General features: G+C 33.5%; 17 protein-coding genes. 2 read left to right on the forward strand and 15 right to left on the reverse strand.

Features of this window, described 5'->3' with window-relative positions:
• Positions 1–15 precede the first annotated feature (15 nt).
• Positions 16–606, forward strand: coding sequence for a riboflavin synthase (locus HHX25_RS15755; RefSeq protein WP_169675479.1), 591 nt, complete (start codon positions 16–18; stop codon positions 604–606).
• 795 nt (positions 607–1,401) lie between these two features.
• The gene (locus HHX25_RS15760; protein WP_169675481.1) at positions 1,402–4,461 is read left to right on the forward strand and encodes a CBM96 family carbohydrate-binding protein; all 3,060 of its coding nucleotides are present in this window, start codon (positions 1,402–1,404) and stop codon (positions 4,459–4,461) included.
• A 58-nt stretch (positions 4,462–4,519) separates the two neighbouring features.
• Here the strand turns inward: HHX25_RS15760 and HHX25_RS15765 are convergent, their stop codons facing one another.
• From HHX25_RS15765 to HHX25_RS21450, 15 genes are all read right to left on the reverse strand, one after another.
• A complete protein-coding gene (locus tag HHX25_RS15765; protein WP_169675483.1) occupies positions 4,520–5,347 on the reverse strand; it encodes an SDR family oxidoreductase in 828 nt (275 codons plus the stop codon).
• Between the two features lie 296 nt (positions 5,348–5,643).
• Positions 5,644–7,098: a nicotinate phosphoribosyltransferase gene (locus HHX25_RS15770; protein ID WP_169675485.1), complete on the reverse strand. Its 1,455-nt coding sequence runs from the start codon at positions 7,096–7,098 to the stop codon at positions 5,644–5,646.
• A 143-nt stretch (positions 7,099–7,241) separates the two neighbouring features.
• On the reverse strand, positions 7,242–7,484 hold the full coding sequence (locus tag HHX25_RS15775; protein WP_169675487.1) for a hypothetical protein: 243 nt from the start codon (positions 7,482–7,484) through the stop codon (positions 7,242–7,244).
• A gap of 100 nt (positions 7,485–7,584) precedes the next feature.
• On the reverse strand, positions 7,585–8,664 hold the full coding sequence (locus tag HHX25_RS15780) for an adenylosuccinate synthetase (protein WP_169675489.1): 1,080 nt from the start codon (positions 8,662–8,664) through the stop codon (positions 7,585–7,587).
• 3 nt (positions 8,665–8,667) lie between these two features.
• Complete coding sequence (locus tag HHX25_RS15785) at positions 8,668–9,528, reverse strand: hypothetical protein (protein ID WP_169675491.1); 861 nt, start codon at positions 9,526–9,528, stop codon at positions 8,668–8,670.
• A gap of 2 nt (positions 9,529–9,530) precedes the next feature.
• Positions 9,531–9,866: a hypothetical protein gene (locus HHX25_RS15790; RefSeq protein ID WP_169675493.1), complete on the reverse strand. Its 336-nt coding sequence runs from the start codon at positions 9,864–9,866 to the stop codon at positions 9,531–9,533.
• A 341-nt stretch (positions 9,867–10,207) separates the two neighbouring features.
• On the reverse strand, positions 10,208–10,744 hold the full coding sequence (locus HHX25_RS15795; RefSeq protein ID WP_169675495.1) for an RNA 2'-phosphotransferase: 537 nt from the start codon (positions 10,742–10,744) through the stop codon (positions 10,208–10,210).
• A gap of 8 nt (positions 10,745–10,752) precedes the next feature.
• The gene (locus HHX25_RS15800) at positions 10,753–11,724 is read right to left on the reverse strand and encodes an ADP-ribosylglycohydrolase family protein (protein ID WP_169675497.1); all 972 of its coding nucleotides are present in this window, start codon (positions 11,722–11,724) and stop codon (positions 10,753–10,755) included.
• 8 nt (positions 11,725–11,732) lie between these two features.
• Positions 11,733–12,203 carry a macro domain-containing protein gene (locus HHX25_RS15805; protein WP_205958053.1) on the reverse strand — a complete coding sequence of 157 codons (471 nt, stop codon included), beginning with the start codon at positions 12,201–12,203 and terminating at the stop codon, positions 11,733–11,735.
• Positions 12,204–12,207: 4 nt separating this feature from the next.
• Positions 12,208–13,074, reverse strand: coding sequence for an MBL fold metallo-hydrolase (locus HHX25_RS15810; protein ID WP_169675500.1), 867 nt, complete (start codon positions 13,072–13,074; stop codon positions 12,208–12,210).
• Positions 13,071–13,703, reverse strand: coding sequence for a DUF4291 domain-containing protein (locus HHX25_RS15815; protein ID WP_169675502.1), 633 nt, complete (start codon positions 13,701–13,703; stop codon positions 13,071–13,073). Before HHX25_RS15815 ends, HHX25_RS15810 begins: the two co-directional genes overlap by 4 nt.
• Positions 13,684–14,538 (reverse strand): ribose-phosphate diphosphokinase, encoded by an 855-nt coding sequence (prs, locus tag HHX25_RS15820; RefSeq protein ID WP_169675504.1) that lies wholly within the window; start codon positions 14,536–14,538, stop codon positions 13,684–13,686. The genes HHX25_RS15815 and prs overlap by 20 nt, the downstream gene beginning before the upstream one ends.
• Before the next feature lie 62 nt (positions 14,539–14,600).
• Positions 14,601–15,293, reverse strand: a complete 693-nt coding sequence (locus HHX25_RS15825; RefSeq protein WP_169675506.1) for an NUDIX hydrolase — start codon at positions 15,291–15,293, stop codon at positions 14,601–14,603.
• Between the two features lie 89 nt (positions 15,294–15,382).
• A complete protein-coding gene (locus HHX25_RS21445; RefSeq protein WP_317169100.1) occupies positions 15,383–16,009 on the reverse strand; it encodes a response regulator transcription factor in 627 nt (208 codons plus the stop codon).
• A 45-nt stretch (positions 16,010–16,054) separates the two neighbouring features.
• Positions 16,055–18,892, reverse strand: a complete 2,838-nt coding sequence (locus tag HHX25_RS21450; RefSeq protein WP_169675508.1) for a sensor histidine kinase — start codon at positions 18,890–18,892, stop codon at positions 16,055–16,057.
• Between the last annotated feature and the right edge of the window lie 189 nt (positions 18,893–19,081).

Below are 19,081 nucleotides of genomic sequence, written 5' to 3' on the forward strand. Positions count from 1 at the left end.
TAAACAGAGAATAGCATGTTTACAGGAATTATTGAAGATATAGGCGTTGTTTCTAATTTAAAGGAAGAAAAAGACAACCTTCATATATCTATTAAAAGCACTATAACAGCAGAATTAAAAATTGATCAAAGCGTTGCTCACAATGGTGTATGCTTAACAGTTGTACATATTAATGATGATGAATATACGGTTACAGCAATAAAAGAAACATTAGATAAAACAAGTCTTAATACTTTAAAAATTAATGACAAAGTGAACTTGGAACGCGCCATGAAACTAGGTGACAGGCTTGACGGTCATATTGTTCAAGGCCATGTAGACCAAACGGCTACTTGTACCAATATAGAAGAGACCAACGGCAGCTGGGTATTTACTTTTGCTTATGATACGTCTCTTAACAACATAACTATAGAAAAAGGATCTATAACTATTAATGGTACAAGCTTAACTGTGGTGAATTCAAAAAAAGACAGCTTTAGTGTGGCTATAATCCCTTATACATATGACCATACAAATTTTAATACATTTAAAACAGGCACTATAGTAAACTTAGAATTTGACGTTTTAGGAAAGTATGTTGCTAAACTGGTTGAAATAAATAAGTAACAATTATTGGTCCTTATTTTTGATGAATATCTTTCTTGCCCCATAAAACAAGGCGAAAACCATACCGAGTAACACCCCTCCGTCTATTGGAAGCCCATAAGCTGGTGGGGGTCCTGGGGGCGGAGGATTTTGAGCCATACATACAAAGCTTATTAATACAAATAAGATTGAGGCTAGTATTCTTTTCTTTTGTACTCTCATGAGGTCACAAATGTATTAAAAAAAGTGAGTTCGCAAAAAAAAACATGACACAATTTACAAAAAAACACCTACGAAACGCACAAAATCATCGTTAAAATACATTTTTTTGATGTTTTATTCTATAACTTCTTTTTTGCAAAAGCATCATTTTAATTATAAATAAAATCCTACTTTTTTAAATTCACATAACAAATATATATAATTTTCTGACAAAAAAATTAAAATTCTTGATGTTCATTTATTTATTAAAAAAATATTAGGAGATAACGCTTTATTAATTTTGAGCTTAAATCTACATAGTAGTAGTATTTTTTGAAATAGTTAACCACTATATAACAATACTTTTACATTGCACCTAAATTCAAAGCATTCTAAATCTAATTTTTATATCATCACACCACAACCCAGGAAGATATAAGAGCCATATCATTCAAAAAAAGCTAAAAGTTTAAACCTTGAAACACCCTTTTAAAAAGTAATAATGATCAGTTATCATTAATCATGAACAAATTATACACCAATTAAGACAAAATAACCAACCTGCAAGAAGAAAAGCCATTGTAAATTACATGTTCAAAAATAATTACTTTGAAAATGGAAAAAAGAATACTAAACTTATTAATCATTCCTTTATGTTTTTATACCGTGAATCTATTTGGTGTTACCACAGATTTGAACAAAAAGGAATATAATCACAATCTTGAAGCAGACACATTGGAAGTAAGACACCACAACCATTACAAAATGCCTTTAGCCAATGTTGTTGTAAACCTGAACAGAACTCGATATGATTATGATCTAGGAACACCTACATCTGCTGTTTTAAGTGGATGGACACGCATATCGCCTGAAACAACCGGAGATATTTCATGGAGTACACAACCAAATGCAACCGATAGGGGTACGGCATCGGGCACGAATGACAACAACCGTGATTTTTGTCATAGCAGCACCACTACTACTTTTAGACATAAAATAAAAAATGGTGATTGGGAAGTTGTCATGAACATGGGGGACAGAACAACTGCCCATGACAATATGCAGGTTGTTGTAGAAGGGGTAACACTTACCAGTGACTTAGATTCTCCTGCAGGATCTTACCCTTACGTAAGAGGGACGGTAACTGTGAGCGACGGGGAATTAACAATAGAGCTAAGTGACAATGGCGGTACAAACCCCGATTGGGTCTGGAATCGTTTAAGCTTAGTAAGACAAGGGGTTTTAAAAGGCACCTTAAAGGATAAATATGGTGAAAACCTTAGAGCGGCGCCTATGACATTTGCTAAGAGATACCCTGGACCATTAATTTACGCTCAAGATATAAATTCTTGGTGGGCATTAAAGGACAACCACTATAATGCTGTGAGGCTTAATTGGGTTGGCGCATTAAAATCATTGCAACCTAATTTAGATGTTTGGACTTGGGATGAACTGGGTGTTGAAATGGATAAAGTCGTCGCCAATGCAGTTGCTACTGGGATGACTGTTATTATTGATTACCACAATGTTGGAGAACAAGATCCTAACAAGGGAAATGGAACCGACTATACCATGAATTGGCTGGAGCAATTTTGGACACACATTGCTCCTCGTTACAAAGACAACGACCATGTTATTTACGAGTTACAAAATGAGCCTAGCTTCTCTTTAAGTGGGTACCTCACCACATCTTATAAAACCCGGTTTTTAGAAATTTATAACATGGTAAGAACCCTTGCTCCTAATAAGCAACTTATTGTGTTTAGTGCCCCCCATCATAATTATATGGACGAGTTACTAATAAATTATGAAGGCGATTTAGATTGGGATTATACTTCGGCTGGACATCATTTATATGGTGGCGGGACTTCCAACAACTTAAAATCTGCTGCGAACAAACATAGAGTACTTTGCACCGAGTGGGAGTACGATGTTACCGATCTCTCTTATGCAGGTCCTGTTGATGGACATAAAGAAGGTGCTGAAACCTTAGAGAAAATAAACCAATCCTGGTTTGATTGGTCTACCCACGATGGCCCTACCCTAACACAAGGTATTCTTATACCAGATGCCATTTCTAAAGGGTATCAATGGTGGGCCGATACAGGAACCACAGTGGATTTTGAATTACCAGGGACCAATGATTTTTACTATGATGGCGATAACGTAAACGTAAAAATAAATGCTACAGATAATGGAAGTATCACCAATGTCAAGCTCTTTTTAAACGGTGTATTCCATTCGCAAACAGCTTCGGCTCCCTATCAATTTACATTAAATAATTTAGCGGCTGGTAATTATGTTTTAAGAACAGAAGTCATTGACAACGAAGGTAATATAGAACCTCGCACCCGTGATTTTTCTGTTTTACCAGGAACAGCTTCTTCAAGGCAAATATTAAATCCTACAGACGATGCTTTTGTTAGAAATAATGGAACACAAGACGGTACAGGAGCCACTTTAAATGCCAAACATGCTTATACAGCTTCAGAGACTATGAAAGCTTACATGAAGTTTGATTTAAGCAGTTTAACAGCGTCTTCTATAGCCAGTGCAAAACTTAGGGTTTATAATACGGGTAGTAATGATGAAGGCTGGATATTTTTACATGAATTACGTGACGATGACTGGACAGAAGCTGGGATAACATGGGGCAACGGTCCAAAAAATACAGGGATTCCAGCTCAGTTAAGAAACTTTAGAGGCAACGAAAATGCTGCTGAGACTCAATTTACCGAAAAAGAAGCGTGGGTAGAATGGGATGTTACAAAATTTATTAATCAAGAATTAAAAATAGATGGTGGTATTGTATCGTTTCAACTCTCTAACTTAGTAGAAAGTCAAGACCGACATAAAAATAGAAACAAAACCGATCAAACATTTGTTTTTGGTAGCCGAGAGAGTAGCAATCCGCCTCAATTAATACTAGCTGGTATTGGCGCTGGAGACCCAAGACCAAACCTAGCACTGAATAAACCTGCTTTTCAATCTAGTGACAATAGTACACATTATGCTTCTAAAGCTGTGAATGGTGCCTTTAACGATTTTAATCATACAACTAGTGACACCAATGCTTGGTGGGAAGTAGATTTAGGCGCTGTATCAGACATTACAACTATTGAAATTTATAATCGATTAGATTGTTGTCAGGATCGTTTCAAAAACTTTCATGTCTTCGTTTCCGATGTACCTTTTGACTCACAAGATTTAAATACAACTATTAATCAATCAGGTGTTGGCAATTATCATACTCCAGATTCTGCCGAAGTGCTTTCTGTTATAGACGTAAATCGCACTGGAAGATACGTGCGGGTTCAATTAGCAGGAACGAATTTCTTGCATATGACAGAAGTTCTTGTTTATGGACAAAGTACATTGGCATTAAACTTAGACAAAGTACACAACAACGGCGCATCATTTAATGTTTACCCAAATCCAACTTCAAAAAATATCAATATGGATTTAAAGCTGTCTTCAGCAAGCAAAATAAACATAAGCGTATTTAACATACTTGGACAAACCATCTACCAAGAAAAGATAGGTGAATTTTCGCCAGGCAACCATACCTTAGAATACAACAAGGATATGCTCAATATGAGAACGAATGGCATCTATATTATTGAATTAGAAGTAGGAGACCATAAAGCATTTAAAAAAGTGGTATTAAAAAAATAAGTTTCTCTTAAAAAACAAAAGCCTTTCATTTCTGAAAGGCTTTTGTTTTTCCAAGAACTTACAACTTCACTCGTAGCAAATTTTTCCCTTCATCAATAAAGCTTTTTTTATTAGCAACAGCTTCATCAATATTTTGATCATCTGAAAAAAAATATCGCCCGCTTAATTCATCTGCGCTTCCGCTAATTAAAGTATTTATTAAAGATATTGAGTCTTCTGGTTTAGACATCACTCCGTACTTAAACACCTGTTCTAATTTAGGCATATATTTTCTTGCCACATCTGATTTTATTAATGTTTCGGTACGCTTATTTTTTATAAAACCTGGATTGAAAGCAAATACTTTTATATTTAATTTTTCTTCTTTCAACTCTATATTAACCGTTTCTGTAAACTTTACTATGGCTGTTTTTGCTGCTCCATAAGCAGACCCAAATGGCTTGGGTTCCTGTACACCTCCACCACCAAGATTTATTATATATCCAAAATTTCTGGTTCTCATAAGGTTAATGGCTATTCGTGTACCCAAAAAAGCCGTATATAAATTTAAAGAGACTTCGGTCCACCAGTTTTTCGGTTCTAGTTCCCAAGATGGGCCAATCGCGTTATGATTGTTAACACCCACATTATTAATCCAAACATCTATATGTCCCATTTCCTTAACGATTTTATGTCCAACAGCCTCAACGGTTTGGTCATTCATCATATCACATACTTCAAAGGAAGCACTTCCTCCATTAGACTTAATATGGTTTACCAGTTCCTGTAAATGCTCTTGATTTCGTCCGAGGCAAATAATATGGTGATTCTTATTTGCTAAACCTTTAGAAAGCATACTACCAAAACCACCACTGGCTCCTGTAATTACAATATTTCTTTGAGACATAATCTATTAAGGAATTGAAGGGTAAATTATTTAATGTATTTCCTTTATTCAAATTTAGGGAATTAAAGAATTATACCCGATTCCTTAAGAACTAAAAAAAGAGGGTGTCTAAAAAGTATGTTCAATGCCATATTGAACTTGTCGAAATATTTTTAAAATACTGATACTCAATGTTGGTTTCGACAGGTTGAATGCTGAGCGTAGTCGAAGTGCTCAACCTGACAAATCAAATTACAAAAACTTTTCTAGACACCCCCTTTTATCCATCTTTAAAAGCAGTAATGACCAGTATGTTATTAAACAGATTTTAATCGCTGTCTAATATCAGTTAGAGATTCATCAATTATAAGTTCTCCATCCCTAAAAACCTCTTTTAGCTCTCCTTCTTTTTCTTCAGTCCAAGTTACCTGATCTATAAGCTTATAAGTGCCATTTGACTTGACAACTTTTAAAAGTCCTTTTGCTGATTTTTTTGTGCCATCATCGGTAACAGGGTCTTTAAATATTTCACGCCCTTCACCTTCCACTTCTCCATAGGTAGCCTTCATGGCAAAACCAAAAGTATCTCTAGTATTGTATTGGTAGGTGAAAGAGCCTATTCCTAAAACCACATTTGTAGAAGCAAACCCTTTTTGTTTTAAACGTTCACAAATCTGAACAGCTCTCTCCAAAGTAATACTGTCTCCATAAATTGCTCCAATATGTGAATCGAGCTCTTTATACCCCTTATTATTTCTTGTGCCGCCAAACACCTCCCATAATAGTTCTATAACACCTTTTTGTTCTTTTGGGGTTTTACCTTTAGGGTTCCCACAAATAATATCTACTGGGTCTCCACTATCTGGACGAATAACCACTTTTCCATCTCTATTTAAAACCTCTTCTTTTAGGTTAGGCAAATACTCCGTTAAGACTTTCCATAAGTCCCATGTATCTGAAACAATAGAGACAATACCGCTTGGATAAACTTCTGTTATTAATCTTTTAAAGGTATCTTGCTCACCCGAGTCTGTACCCATGCACATGACCGAATGTTCTGTTGCTGCAACAGAACCACCTATCAATTCAGAATCGGAATTTGCGTTATAATAGGTTTCTAAAAAATCTATTGCAGGAATGGTATCTGTGCCTGTAAAACTTAATAAGTGTCCCGTTGCACTAAGCTTGGCAGCCTCTAATCCAGCCATACCTCGCATGGAAAAATCATGCCCTTGCCAATCTACAAATTCTGGTGTTGATGATGTTTCTTTTGCGTAATCATCTAAAATCATTCGGTATTGTTTAGCTATGGTTGCAGAATTACACGGGAGCCAAACCGTTGTAGATAATAAGGTTTCAAAATAATTGGTAAGCCAAAAAAATTCAGGTTTCGTATTGTACATGGTGAACATAGGCACTCGAACGGGCACAGATACGCCTTCTGGCAATGCTTTTATAACCATTGGTAAATATCCTAAATCATGCAGGTCTGAAATATGTTCAACTCCTACCTTGTTTTCTCCTAAATAGTTATTAATACGTCTCGCATATTTTTGGCATACGACGTCTTTAGGTTGATTGAAAAATTTATCTTGAAAATCCTCAATCATGTATTTTTTAATAAAATATTGTAACCCGAAAAATACAACCTCATCAATATGATCAATTCTACTTTTTCTAGGTGTCCAGTTAGAATAAACTAACGTTGTGTTTTCTGGATATTGTCTTCTGTGGTCTACCTTATAACCGTCTGTAAATAATAATGGGTTCATAGTGTTTTGATTTGCGTATTTATTACACAAATATAAAAAGTAATTTTTGTTTTGCAAATTTATTTGCGTAAAAATAACGCAAATCAATAAATATATCGGCCGTTTTTTTGGTAAATAAGTTCATTTGGCAGGTCTTCTTAACTTTAAATCAAATTCTTACGGTTTTCAAAATGCTTTAGAGCTGACATAACTTTTCTAGCATAATCCCTGTCCAGTTCTTTAATATTTTCAGGTAGGTTTTTATATGGAACAAAATAACTTTCCCATCTTTCTATAGTTTCTATTGATAAAGATTCTCTTTTAATTAAGTTTTTAGCCCAATTCGTCCATTGTATATGTTCCAATTCAGCTAAAATTTCTAATAACTCAGTTTTTTCCTTTTCCATTAGCTTTAATTTCTATAATAATATTATTTATATTAGACTTATGGGTTTTTATAGTTTTTCTTTTTAATCCTTACAATCAATTTTTAAATGATGGTGACGTTTATATATTCAATACTTTAAAAGCTTTCGATTCAGGGCTATAAGAACCATAAACTCTATTGAAATTATGGTTTAATTTTCCCCAATCAATCGAATCATCAAACTGATCCAAACAAGTAATCACAATATTATTCTTCTTTGATATGTTATAAATCTGATCTATTTTTTTTGCATGCAATAATAAATCAAGGTTCAATTTTCCCAGTCGTAAACCCTTCTGATACTCGTTATAAACACATGTTTCTTCTTCATTATTTCTTAGCTCGATTTCTTCTTCATTAAACATCCAACCATTTCCATGTCTAGTTACATAGCATCTTGAAACATAAAATGTCTCTATATTTTTGCCTTCTATTTGAAGTTTTTTACAAATTTCAATGGCATTTTTAGACGTTGTATTTGCATAAGTCACATTTGGAAATATTCCATGATTCATGTCTAATAAAACACCTTGACTCCCTTCGAATATATAAGTATCATACTTTTTTAAGAATGAATAATCTTTTATCTTCCATTTTAGATTATTAATACATTTTAAAAAATAATCTACTTCATTTTGCAATTCGTCATTACCATATATTCCATAGTAATTGGCAATGCCTTTTAATCTTTCAATGAGCAATGATTGGGGTGCCAATAAATCAATTGCGTATAGCTTATAGGGCCCTTCATTTCTTTTCATTGTTGCTCCAATGCCTTTACCACAACTTCCATGTTCCAAATTTTTAACATTCTTACGGTTGTACCAAACATCAAAAGGCGTTGCTACTTTGGCCAGGGGGTGAATATAAAGCTCTGTATTGCCATTTTTCTCCTCTAATTCTTTTTTTTCGTTGTACAGAAACGAAGGGTGTATTATGCAATGCTCGCTAAAATAAGAGGGGAGCCCCCTTAATGCTCCACTACAAAAACTAGCGTGCACATGTTTCTTATTGTCAAACAGGACGGTATGTGCCGCCTGGTGACCTCCAGAAAAGCGTACAACAATAGATTCAGGGTTTTGATCACACAGAAAATCGGTAGTAATACCTTTGCCTTCATCACCAAACCCTAAACCTATAACAATTTTAGCTTTTTTCATTCTTTACAACATATCAATGTCATCAAAGCCTGTTTCTGAAATATCTGTTTTTACTCCCTTATTTGTTTCATACTTTTCGCATACTAAATTTTTTATAACTTCAGGTATTGTTTTATAGTCGCTTACAGAAATACAGTTATTCCCCAACAATTCTTTCCAGCCTTTTTCCGCTTCAACAGCTCTAGGAGAATGTGTAACGCTTACATGAAATACCTCGTACCTCTTTTTAGCTTCTTCCAACAATTCTATATCGGAATATGTTTGCTGTCCAGCACCCATAATTTCTTTAATTGCAGAAGCAGGTAATGACTTCAAATTGGGTTCATCACCTATCGTAACTAATACGCCTTTTTGCTTTCTTTTTTCGAAGGCATCTGTTCTTGTATGAAATGCTGCAAAATACCAAGCCAATAAATAGCTTTCCCCTGCATTTCCTCCGCCTCCAGATTCTATGTAAGTGCGGGTAAGCCACATATCCAATTCTTCATCTCCAGATTCAAACTGACCAACTTGTAGAGGGTATGCATCACATTCATGATCTCCAATTCCCAAAAAAAGCAACGCAGTATCTGGAACACCATCTTGAATAATGCCTCCCATTAATTTTGGTAAACCATCTTTAATTAAATCATGTGGAATATGCCCCATACTTCCTGTTACATCTAAAGCCAAAATAACAGGAAATGAGTTAGGGTGTATTTCTGAATCCCTGGCTTCTCTATATTCAATGTTTTTAGGAACCATTGAATTATGGGCTCTTCGTTCTTTATTTTGTGTGAAAATATCATTCACCGCTTTACTGGCATAACCTGCCTTTTTTGCTCTTAAAAATCTATGATCTATATTATATTTTGCTCCTCCCATAATTAGTATTTTTTTCCAAATAAATATTCATATCTGTTTTTAGTAATTTCAAACTGTATTTTTAAGTTTCTTATTTTTAAAGATATCTCTATATCTTTTTCAACAAAACTATCTGGGTTAAAATCGGCAAAAGTCAAGCTGTTTTTATCTAAAGGACTTATATCTATTGCACTTTCCTGCTCCCTACTTAAACGTTTAATTTTAAGCTCTATATCTTCTATTCTTCGTCTATAAATTAACTCAGAATCTTCTGCTATGACCTTAGCCCTGTCTTCTCTAATTTGATCGTTGTTCCTTCTTAAAGCATCAACAAATCGCGGTTTTAAATCTTCACTCATTTTTATTTGTTTTTATTTATCATTGGGGTTTTATATAAACACTCGTAGAAGTGCAATATTATAACTTAAGGTAAAATTATGTAAACATTTATTATTATTTGTCATTCTTATCCTTCATTTTATTAATAAAGTGGTTTAAATTTTTTCAATTTGCTATAAAAAGCCTTCATTCAGACCCAAAACGACTTATTTTCGCTTAAATCCTAAAAGTTTAAACCACTTCAACAAGGTCCATTCGTCTAATAAATACATTATTCATACAAAACTTAATTCTCATTTCATTTAAAAGGTTATATCTATTTTTAATATGTTGCCACTCTTACTCCTTTCATTTAAGTGAATCAAAAATCAATGAATTCAAATGGTACTGTATCTGTAAGCCAAACACCATTATTAGATATAAAGAATTGATGGCCATTATTGTACATATCTAAAGCTCTAATGCTTAATATTACTGGTTTTCCTCTTCTAGAGCCTACTTTTATTGCTGTATCTCTATCCTTACTTAAATGCACATGCTGTCTGTTCATTTTTTTTAATCCCTGCGACTTTATTTTTGGGATAAACTTTGGCACTGTACCATGGTATAAAAACCGGGGAGGTATTTGAGCCTCCAGGTTTAGATCAACCGTTTTTAATGAATGCCCTTGGTTTGCTCTAATTTTAGTTTTATCGGCATTAAACGAGAATCGTTGTTTATCATTTGTAATAACGACCTCGTTTAATTCTTCAAGTGTAAATTGTAATTTCGATTTTTCTAAAATATCATTTACTAAAGCCCAGCCATTTTCATCCAATGTGAGTCCTATCTTCTCTGGCTGATGTCGGAGTATTAAGCTTAAAAACTTGCTGATTTGTTTTTTATGTTGTTCTGTCATCTCCATGCTTAGTCAATATTATATTTTATTGATAATTCATCACATAGCTTTTCTATATCTTCTCTTCTGGACAACACATGTACCCAATTATCAGGAATAGCATTATATCCATATAACAAACCTGCCAAACCTCCTGTTATTGCAGCTGTGGTATCTGTATCTTTTCCTAAATTAACTGCTTTCAAAACAGATTCTTTATAGTTCTCTGAAGTCAAAATACACCATAAGCTAGCCTCTAAACTATCTAAAACATATCCGCCAGCGTTAATACCACCTTCATCTAACTCATGCAAAACCTGGAGTTGATAATCTCCAACTCGATTTTCTAATATTTTATGGAACTTATCCATTTCATTCTGAGAACAAATAGGATTATTGTTCAAAAAACGATTTACTCCAATCTGCATTTCTTTGTAAGCGTCCCATTTAGCTTTACCATTCAAAAGGTTAAGAGCATATTCTAAGTAGATAAAGCATGCTAATACCGATCTAATATGTGCGTGGGTAATTGATGAAACATCTTTAATTATATCGAATCGTTTTTCTATTTTAAAATCTTTAATATAAAATATCAATGGCAAAATTCGCATCAAAGAACCGTTACCATTATCCATTTCTGAACGACCTCCTGCAAGTATTGGTTTTGTTCCTGTCTCTATGGAGTGAATTGCTTGATTCGTTGAAATCCCAATATCAAATACGCTCCCGTGTGGTGTCCAAATTTCCTCATTTCTCCATTGTACAAACTTTTGTCCTATGTCATTAATATCATATCTCCTGCATAAGCTTTCAGCCAAACAAAATGCTAACGAACTGTCATCGCTCCATGTTCCTAACGGTTGTGCATGTGTTCCATACTCTAACATACCTGTAACAGGAAAGCGTTTTAAATAATCCCTATCTTTAAATTCAACAGGCACTCCTAAGGCATCGCCTACCGCTAATCCAAATAACGCCGAGTTTATTTTATTTTTTCTCATTTTTCTTTTTACTCGAAATCATAAACCACTGTTTTGATCCCTTTATTGACTAAATTATATAATAAAATAGGTTCTATTTTCTGCCATTTTCCTCCTGCTAAACCACAACCAATTCTTGGCATGTGTACCGAAGCTCCTAAATCTTTTGCTTTTTTTAAAACTTCTTTTATGCCCGTTTCAACAGCTTCATATCTAATTGGTGGATTACCTCGTTCATCCTTTTTTATTTTATGTTGTCCTATTATATTGGCCACCCATAAATCATTTTCAACTTGTACAAATTGTACGTTGCCTAATTCAAAATTATTTTGTGATTTATGCCATGCTCTATAAGAAGCTTCAGGCAGTGACCACCTGCTAGAAATAGCCATTACAAACCCCTTTCCCCATCCTCCAATATCATTACAGATATGGACTATGATTTTATTACCATCGCAATTGGGTTGGGTTGCGTCTCCTTTTATATATTTTATTTCCATAATTCTAATTCACAGTATTAGTATTCAATATATCTTTTACGCAGGCTCCAACAGGAATTCTATATACCGGTATTTTTATGTTATAGAGTTTTATTAAACGTTTGATTTCACTATCTATTTCTGTTTGGTCATATCTTGAAGAGAAGTGACCAAGTATTAATTTTTGAACATGTATTTGAGACACCATTTCCATTACTTCTTCTAAAGAACTATGTTTGTTTTTATTTGCCTTTAAGTTAACCTCATCCTTTCTTAAAAATGTGGCTTCATGTACTAACACCTCACAATTATCGTAAACAGAAATATCATAAATTGGCGTGTCTCCTGAATATGTCAAAATATTATTTCTTTTTATTTCCCTAATAAAACTATCTCCCTTATTCTTTTTTAAGTGTATAAGTTCATTTGGTGAAAGCCTTAGGAATTCTGCTTTTAACTTGTTTTTTTCTTCATAAACTTTATATGATAAGCTTTTTATAGCTCCTTTAACATCAATATGTTTGTTTTCAATAGCCTTAACTATAATATTTCGTTTTGTTTTTATCTCTGTTTCGTTTTTAAGTGCGACCCATTTTGTTCCTTTTTGATGCGGATCAAAGTCTTCGAAAAACGATTGTAAAAATTTAAACGATCCCGCATCCTTTGGGAAATAAATAGTTGGTTTTAAATATCCAAATAACTGATTATATTGTAAAAGACCTGTTAAATGATCTCGATCTGCATGAGAAATAAAAACATGTTTTATTTTACCACTTTTTCCAAGTAAATTAGCTGTTAAGCCATCACCTGCATCAAATAAAACACCTAATTCCTCTATAGCATACCAAGTAGAAAATAATGCGGTTGAATAACCGTGTATCGTTAAATTCATAATACTATTTTTAATTTTTCACACACCTGAATACTACTCGGTATATATGGCTTTTCTTCGGGTATAAGTAATTTATCCAAATCTTTCTTCAAAACATATTGATATTGATCACTGACAAAACTGGAAATATCATGTATTTCTAAGATATCATCTTTTGAAAATCTCTTAATCTCCTCATTTCTAATACCAATTTGTATGGCTCTTCTTTCTTGTTTTGCTCCATAGGGGTCATGGTCTGGATCCCATTGTAAGCGGATATTAGAGGTTTTCACAGCTTCCTCCCATTCCTTTCTATTACCATATATGCTATTTTGAAAACTAGAATGAACAGCTGCATCTAAATAACGTTCAAAAGCTTCTCGCTTTAAATGAATAGCCAAAACAACTTCCTGACCTTCCTTAGTTCCCCAACCATTTCGATACATCATCCATAAAAAATTAGGTTTAACCCATGTCATTCGATTCAAGCTAAAATTACCTCCAAAATATTGATGCTTTACAGCAAAATATCCTATCTCTGGTCTGTATGATTGATACACTATTATTTGGTCATCATTATATTGAGCCATAATATGATGCCCTTTATAAGGCCACTCTTTAATTTGTTCTTTATATAATTTTAGTTTCATTTTTTTCTTTTAATTGAACTTGAATGAAGCCTTCAGTATGTTCTATACTCCTAAACGAATCCGTACAATATATCTTATCAAAATACTTACTAAGCTCCGTTAATCCCTTGCTAAAAATACCGTGACTAACGGCTAGGTATAATTTCCCTGCATTCTTATTTTTAAGCTCATTTGCCAAACCCATAAAAGTGCCTCCTCCGTCACATATATCATCAACTATTAAACAGGGTTTTCCTTTTAAATCGTCGACATATACTTTAAAATCTGATATCTGTCCTGTTTTTACGTCTCTTGATTTTGAGCATTCTACAACATCGATACCCCCTAATGCACTGGATAATTTGTAAATCTTCTTTAAAGCGCCTCCATCTGGCGAAATAAGAATGATCTCTTCATTTATATCTTCAATCACTTCTTTAATAAAGTTATGATTGGAAATCACCTTGCTATTATTCAAAAGAGCAGGGGTTACTTCGGAATGTGGATCATAAACCGTTACACTGTTCAAATTCAAAGCATTTAATATTTCGGCATACACTTTTACAGATAACGGTTCTCCTGATACCATAACCCGATCCTGTCTGGCGGCAGGGAAATAAGGAACAAACACATCTATATTTTTAATCCCCATTCTCTGCAATGCATCGATAGCTAATAACAATAATCCAAAATCATCAAAAGACTGTACCCTATGGGTTACCATTACATTTTGACCTTCGTTTATTGGTGTTAAAATTTTGATATGTGGTTCGCCTCCTGAAAACGTGAAACTTTCATAATCAATAGTTTTTTCCTTGCTGAAAGGGTTGAAATTAAGGTCTAGGTTCAAGATCATATTGCGTTTATTTTACGCAAATGTAAGAAGAGAAAACGATATAACAAAATTTTGTGTAATATTTACACAAACTTTATTTCGAAATGGAAATCATTTACAATAAGTTGTTGGAATTTCTTTTTATTGAATTTAAAGAGCTTTGCTGGTCGTCCACTACCAATTTTTTCTATTTTATTGGTTTCTTCAATAATACCAAAGCTTAACATTTTTTTTCTAAAATTTCTTCGATCTATTTCTTTTTCTAAAATAGTCATATATAAATTCTCTAAGTCTGAGAATGGAAATTCGTCATTCAGCAAGTCAAAACCAATGGGTTCATAACTCAATTTTGCTTTTAGACGTTTATGTGCCATGTCTAAAATCTGTTGATGATCGAAAGCCAATTTTGGTAATTCGCTTAGATGAAACCATTGTACATCTACTGCATCGGTGTCTGCTTTAATTTTGAAATGATTGGGTTTTACCAAACCAAAATAGCTCACAGCTAACACCCTGTTTCTAGGGTCTCTATTGGGCGAGCCAAACGTATATAACTGCTCTAAGTAATCTATAGTTACCCCTGTTTCTTCTTTAAGCTCTCTTTCAACAGCATCTTCTAATGATTCGTCATTTAAAACCAATCCTCCAGGTAAAGCCCATTCATCCTTAAAAGGCTCAATTCCTCTTTTAATTAATAAAACAGAAAGACTGTTTTTAGACTCATAGCCAAAAACGACCGCATCAATTGCTACCTTTATATCTTGTTTGATTTTCATTTATGCGTATGTTTAACACAAAGATACAATACTAATAAAACCAACCAGTGGTATGCGCAAAAAATAAAATAATTTCTGGTACAAGAACGTTAACGGAGGCGTTTATCATCATATAACTTAATAGCATCTTCTCTGTTGGTCACCTGAAGTTTTTCATAAATGTTTTTAATATGGGTTTTTACCGTATTTATGCTAATGAATAAAGTTTCTGAAATGGAAGCATAGCTTTTTCCTTTTGATAATTGGTTTAACACTTCATTTTCCCTATAACTTAAGTCTTCCAATTTCTTGGTTTGGAATGACTGCACGACCCGCCTCGCTATACAACTACTCATAGGAGCCCCTCCTGTTTTTAACTGGTGTAAAGCTTCTAGTATTTGTTTTTCGCCCCCAGTTTTTGTAAGGTACCCTATGGCTCCTGCGCACAGTGCATCAAATATATAATCTGATCGCTCGTGCACGGTAATTACAATGATTTGAATATCAGGAAAGAGATGTTTAAAAAACCTGATACCTTCTACTCCGTTCATACCAGGTAATGAAATATCAATAAGTATAATATCAGGTATGGTATTTTTAATTTTTTTAAATGCAGTTTCACAACTTTCATAACTACCAATCACTTCATACGCTTCTGTACTATTTATGATCTGTTGATAGGTTTCTCGAATAAGTTTATAATCTTCTATAATTACAATCTTTTTTTTCTTCTTCACTTTAAGTTTATGATTATTGGGGTTAATTATAAATTTGGAATGAGATTAAGGTATTACACCGTTAAGGATTATACGGGTACCGTTTTTTGACTCTATACTTATTTTTACTCCAATCAGCACCGCCCTTTTTTTCATATTTACTAAACCATAGGTGCGTTTTATTTTTTTTTGGTCAAATCCTTTTCCGTTGTCAGAAAGTATCATACATAAATTATTGCCATTAAACTCAACCTTGAACTCTACTCTGTTCGCTTTAGAATGTTTCAATGTATTGGTCATCGCTTCTTTGAATATCAAGAGAAGGTGTTTGGACCAGTAATATGGTAATTTTATTGATAAATAATCGATATCTGCATAAACAAAAAAATTAATATTATTATGTGAAAATAAATCTTCTCCGAAATCCTTTAAATAATAAATGAGTTCTTGCAGGTTATCGCTTTTGTGATCAATGCTCCATATAAAGTCTTTAATACCTGTATAGAGAGAACTGGCATCTTCTTGAATTCTCTGAAGTCTTTTAAATAATTGAGGCTGATTTTTTATTCTCACTTCCTGGGCCGCTAACTCAGATAATAAAACAATTCCAGCAATCTTATTGCCCAATTCATCATGAAAATCCTTGGCGATATTTTCTCTAGCATGGTCCAGTTCTCTTTTTAACGATTCAGATTGGTTGATTGTCCTTTTTAACATCATATTTCTTTCTTTCAATTTTTTAAGTCGATGATGTACAAAAAAGGAACCTAGTAACACCAATAACATAATGATACTTGTAATAAAAAACCAACTTTTATACCAGGGTCTTGTAATCGCAAAATTATAGGTGTTAGAATACGTCCAATTACTATCTGGCTTTCTGGTTCTAAATACGATAGAATACCTATCATATTGATAATTTTTAAAATCCAAATTCTTATCACTAACTTCTTTCCAGGTAGTATTATTTAGACTGTACTCTATGAGATTAAACCTTCCTGAATAATCTACTAATTCTATATCAAACTTTGATTGGGATTGAGTTATCATTAGTTTCCCCGAAGTACAGGGGCTAAATTTAGATTGATTTTCTAAAATATCTATCCCGTTATTGCCTATTATCCACAATCGATCTTGAGTATCGGTTTTTATTTTCATTACAGAAGAAGAGGACAATCCATTTTTTTCATCAAAATGATATAATTCCTGACCATTATACATAGAAAGCCCACACTGCGTCCCCAACCAGAGTTGACCAAACTTATCTTTATAAAGGGAGTTTACCTGTTTAGAATGTGTCCGCCATTTTTTATCAAAAGGAGTTATATGATTATCGTTTATCTGATCTAGCCCATTGATAGTTGCCGCCCAAATAGTGTTGCCATCTACTTCCAAATCAATAACCAAGTTATGAGAAAGACCATTGGCAGTGGTTATCCTTTTTTCCAATGCGTAGGTTTTTATATTAAAAACAAATATCCCCAAGTTTGAAGCGCACCATAAATGTCCAGAAAATACTTCAACATCGTTTATATCAATATTTTTATATTCTTCTTTTTGAACCTCAGATAGCAACAAGGTCGTCTTACCATTTCTTCTAATTTTCAAGGTGTTCGCATTGTGAAAAATCGAATCTTTCTGATGGGAAATAAGATGGTAATCTTCTGTAAGCCGAAATAATTTTCCATTAAAATGAAACGTATCTTTCTCTATCAGTTTTTTATTGAAAATAAGTATTTGGTCTTTTCTTTTAGCAATATCATAACTTTCTGGGATAGGGATACACTCCAAAGATGATAGCTTAGGATCCATCATACAAATTTTATCTTGGCTCAATAAGTAAAAATAAGTGTCATCTTCTACAACATCTAAAAACATTTTTTCTTTAAATAGCTCAATAAAAGGAGAACAGGTTTCTCTTTGGATCTTTAGGATGCCGTTTCCATAAGTGCTTACCCAAATATTATAATCCCTGTCTATTAAGATATCACTGATTTTTTTGAATTTCAGAGCTTTTTCATCAACTACAAAAGTCTTTTTGGTTGTGTTATCCACGACAAGTAGTTGCTGGGTATCATTAGCTGCCTTAACAAGGAAAACCTCTAAATGGTCTTTTTTGTAAAACCTTAAAAAAGGCAAATGATTGTCATCGTACAGGATTTCATCAATAACCCCATCTTTTTCAGTGAATAGAAGTAATTTTTTTTTGGTCAGCCCAAATAGTACCCCTGGCCTATATAGGCCAAAATCACACAAATCATATTTTTTAAGGAAAGAAAAAACCTCTGTAACCGATGTATTATTGTGTATTTCGTACATTGGGTTTCCAGTCCTGTTAATATCGTAAGCAAATACCCTTTCAGAAATTTTTTTAAATTTTATATCAGGCCTTATATCATTAGTTCTGTTCTTTGAGGAAAGTATTCCAAAATCTTTGTAAAGCGAAAGCTGCATAGGCAAATAGCTTTTGTTTACTTTCTTGTAATAAAAAAAACGGTCTCCAAAAAATTTACATATAAAATCATTTTTGAAAGGAATGACATTCGTTAGCTTCGATAAACTATCTTCTATAGTCAATCGATGAATTCTATTTTCTTCATCCAAAATATGCAGCCCCCCACCCCAGGTAGCAATTATTTTTTTATGAGCCCCAATGGGTTTGATATCAATAACATAATTACTCCTTAAGCCCTCGGTTAGAGTCAATAGGTCAAAATCCTTTCCGTTGTAACGAACCAGACCAGCATCGGTTCCCATCCAAATAATACCAGTATCATCCTGATGTAAACCATATGTTAAGTCATGCGGAAGACCATTAGAACTGTTGTAAGAAGTAAAATTATGCTGTCCATAACACAGATTGTAAATTATCACTACCCAAATGGTGCATATGTGTTTTTTCACAAAATATAAAATTGTTAGGGTATTGTCTTGGTCAAACAGCAATTCACGGTTTCACTTCTTTCCTTTATAAACGAATCTTGTTCGTTCTTATTTTCTAATGGGTCTAAAAGTAAAAAAATCACCCTAGAAGGGTGATGAGGCAGTATCTTAAAATAGTGACATTTGTGGTGAACAATCTTATAGGTTTTG

This window comes from Flavivirga algicola, from assembly GCF_012910715.1.
Classification (GTDB): domain Bacteria; phylum Bacteroidota; class Bacteroidia; order Flavobacteriales; family Flavobacteriaceae; genus Flavivirga; species Flavivirga algicola.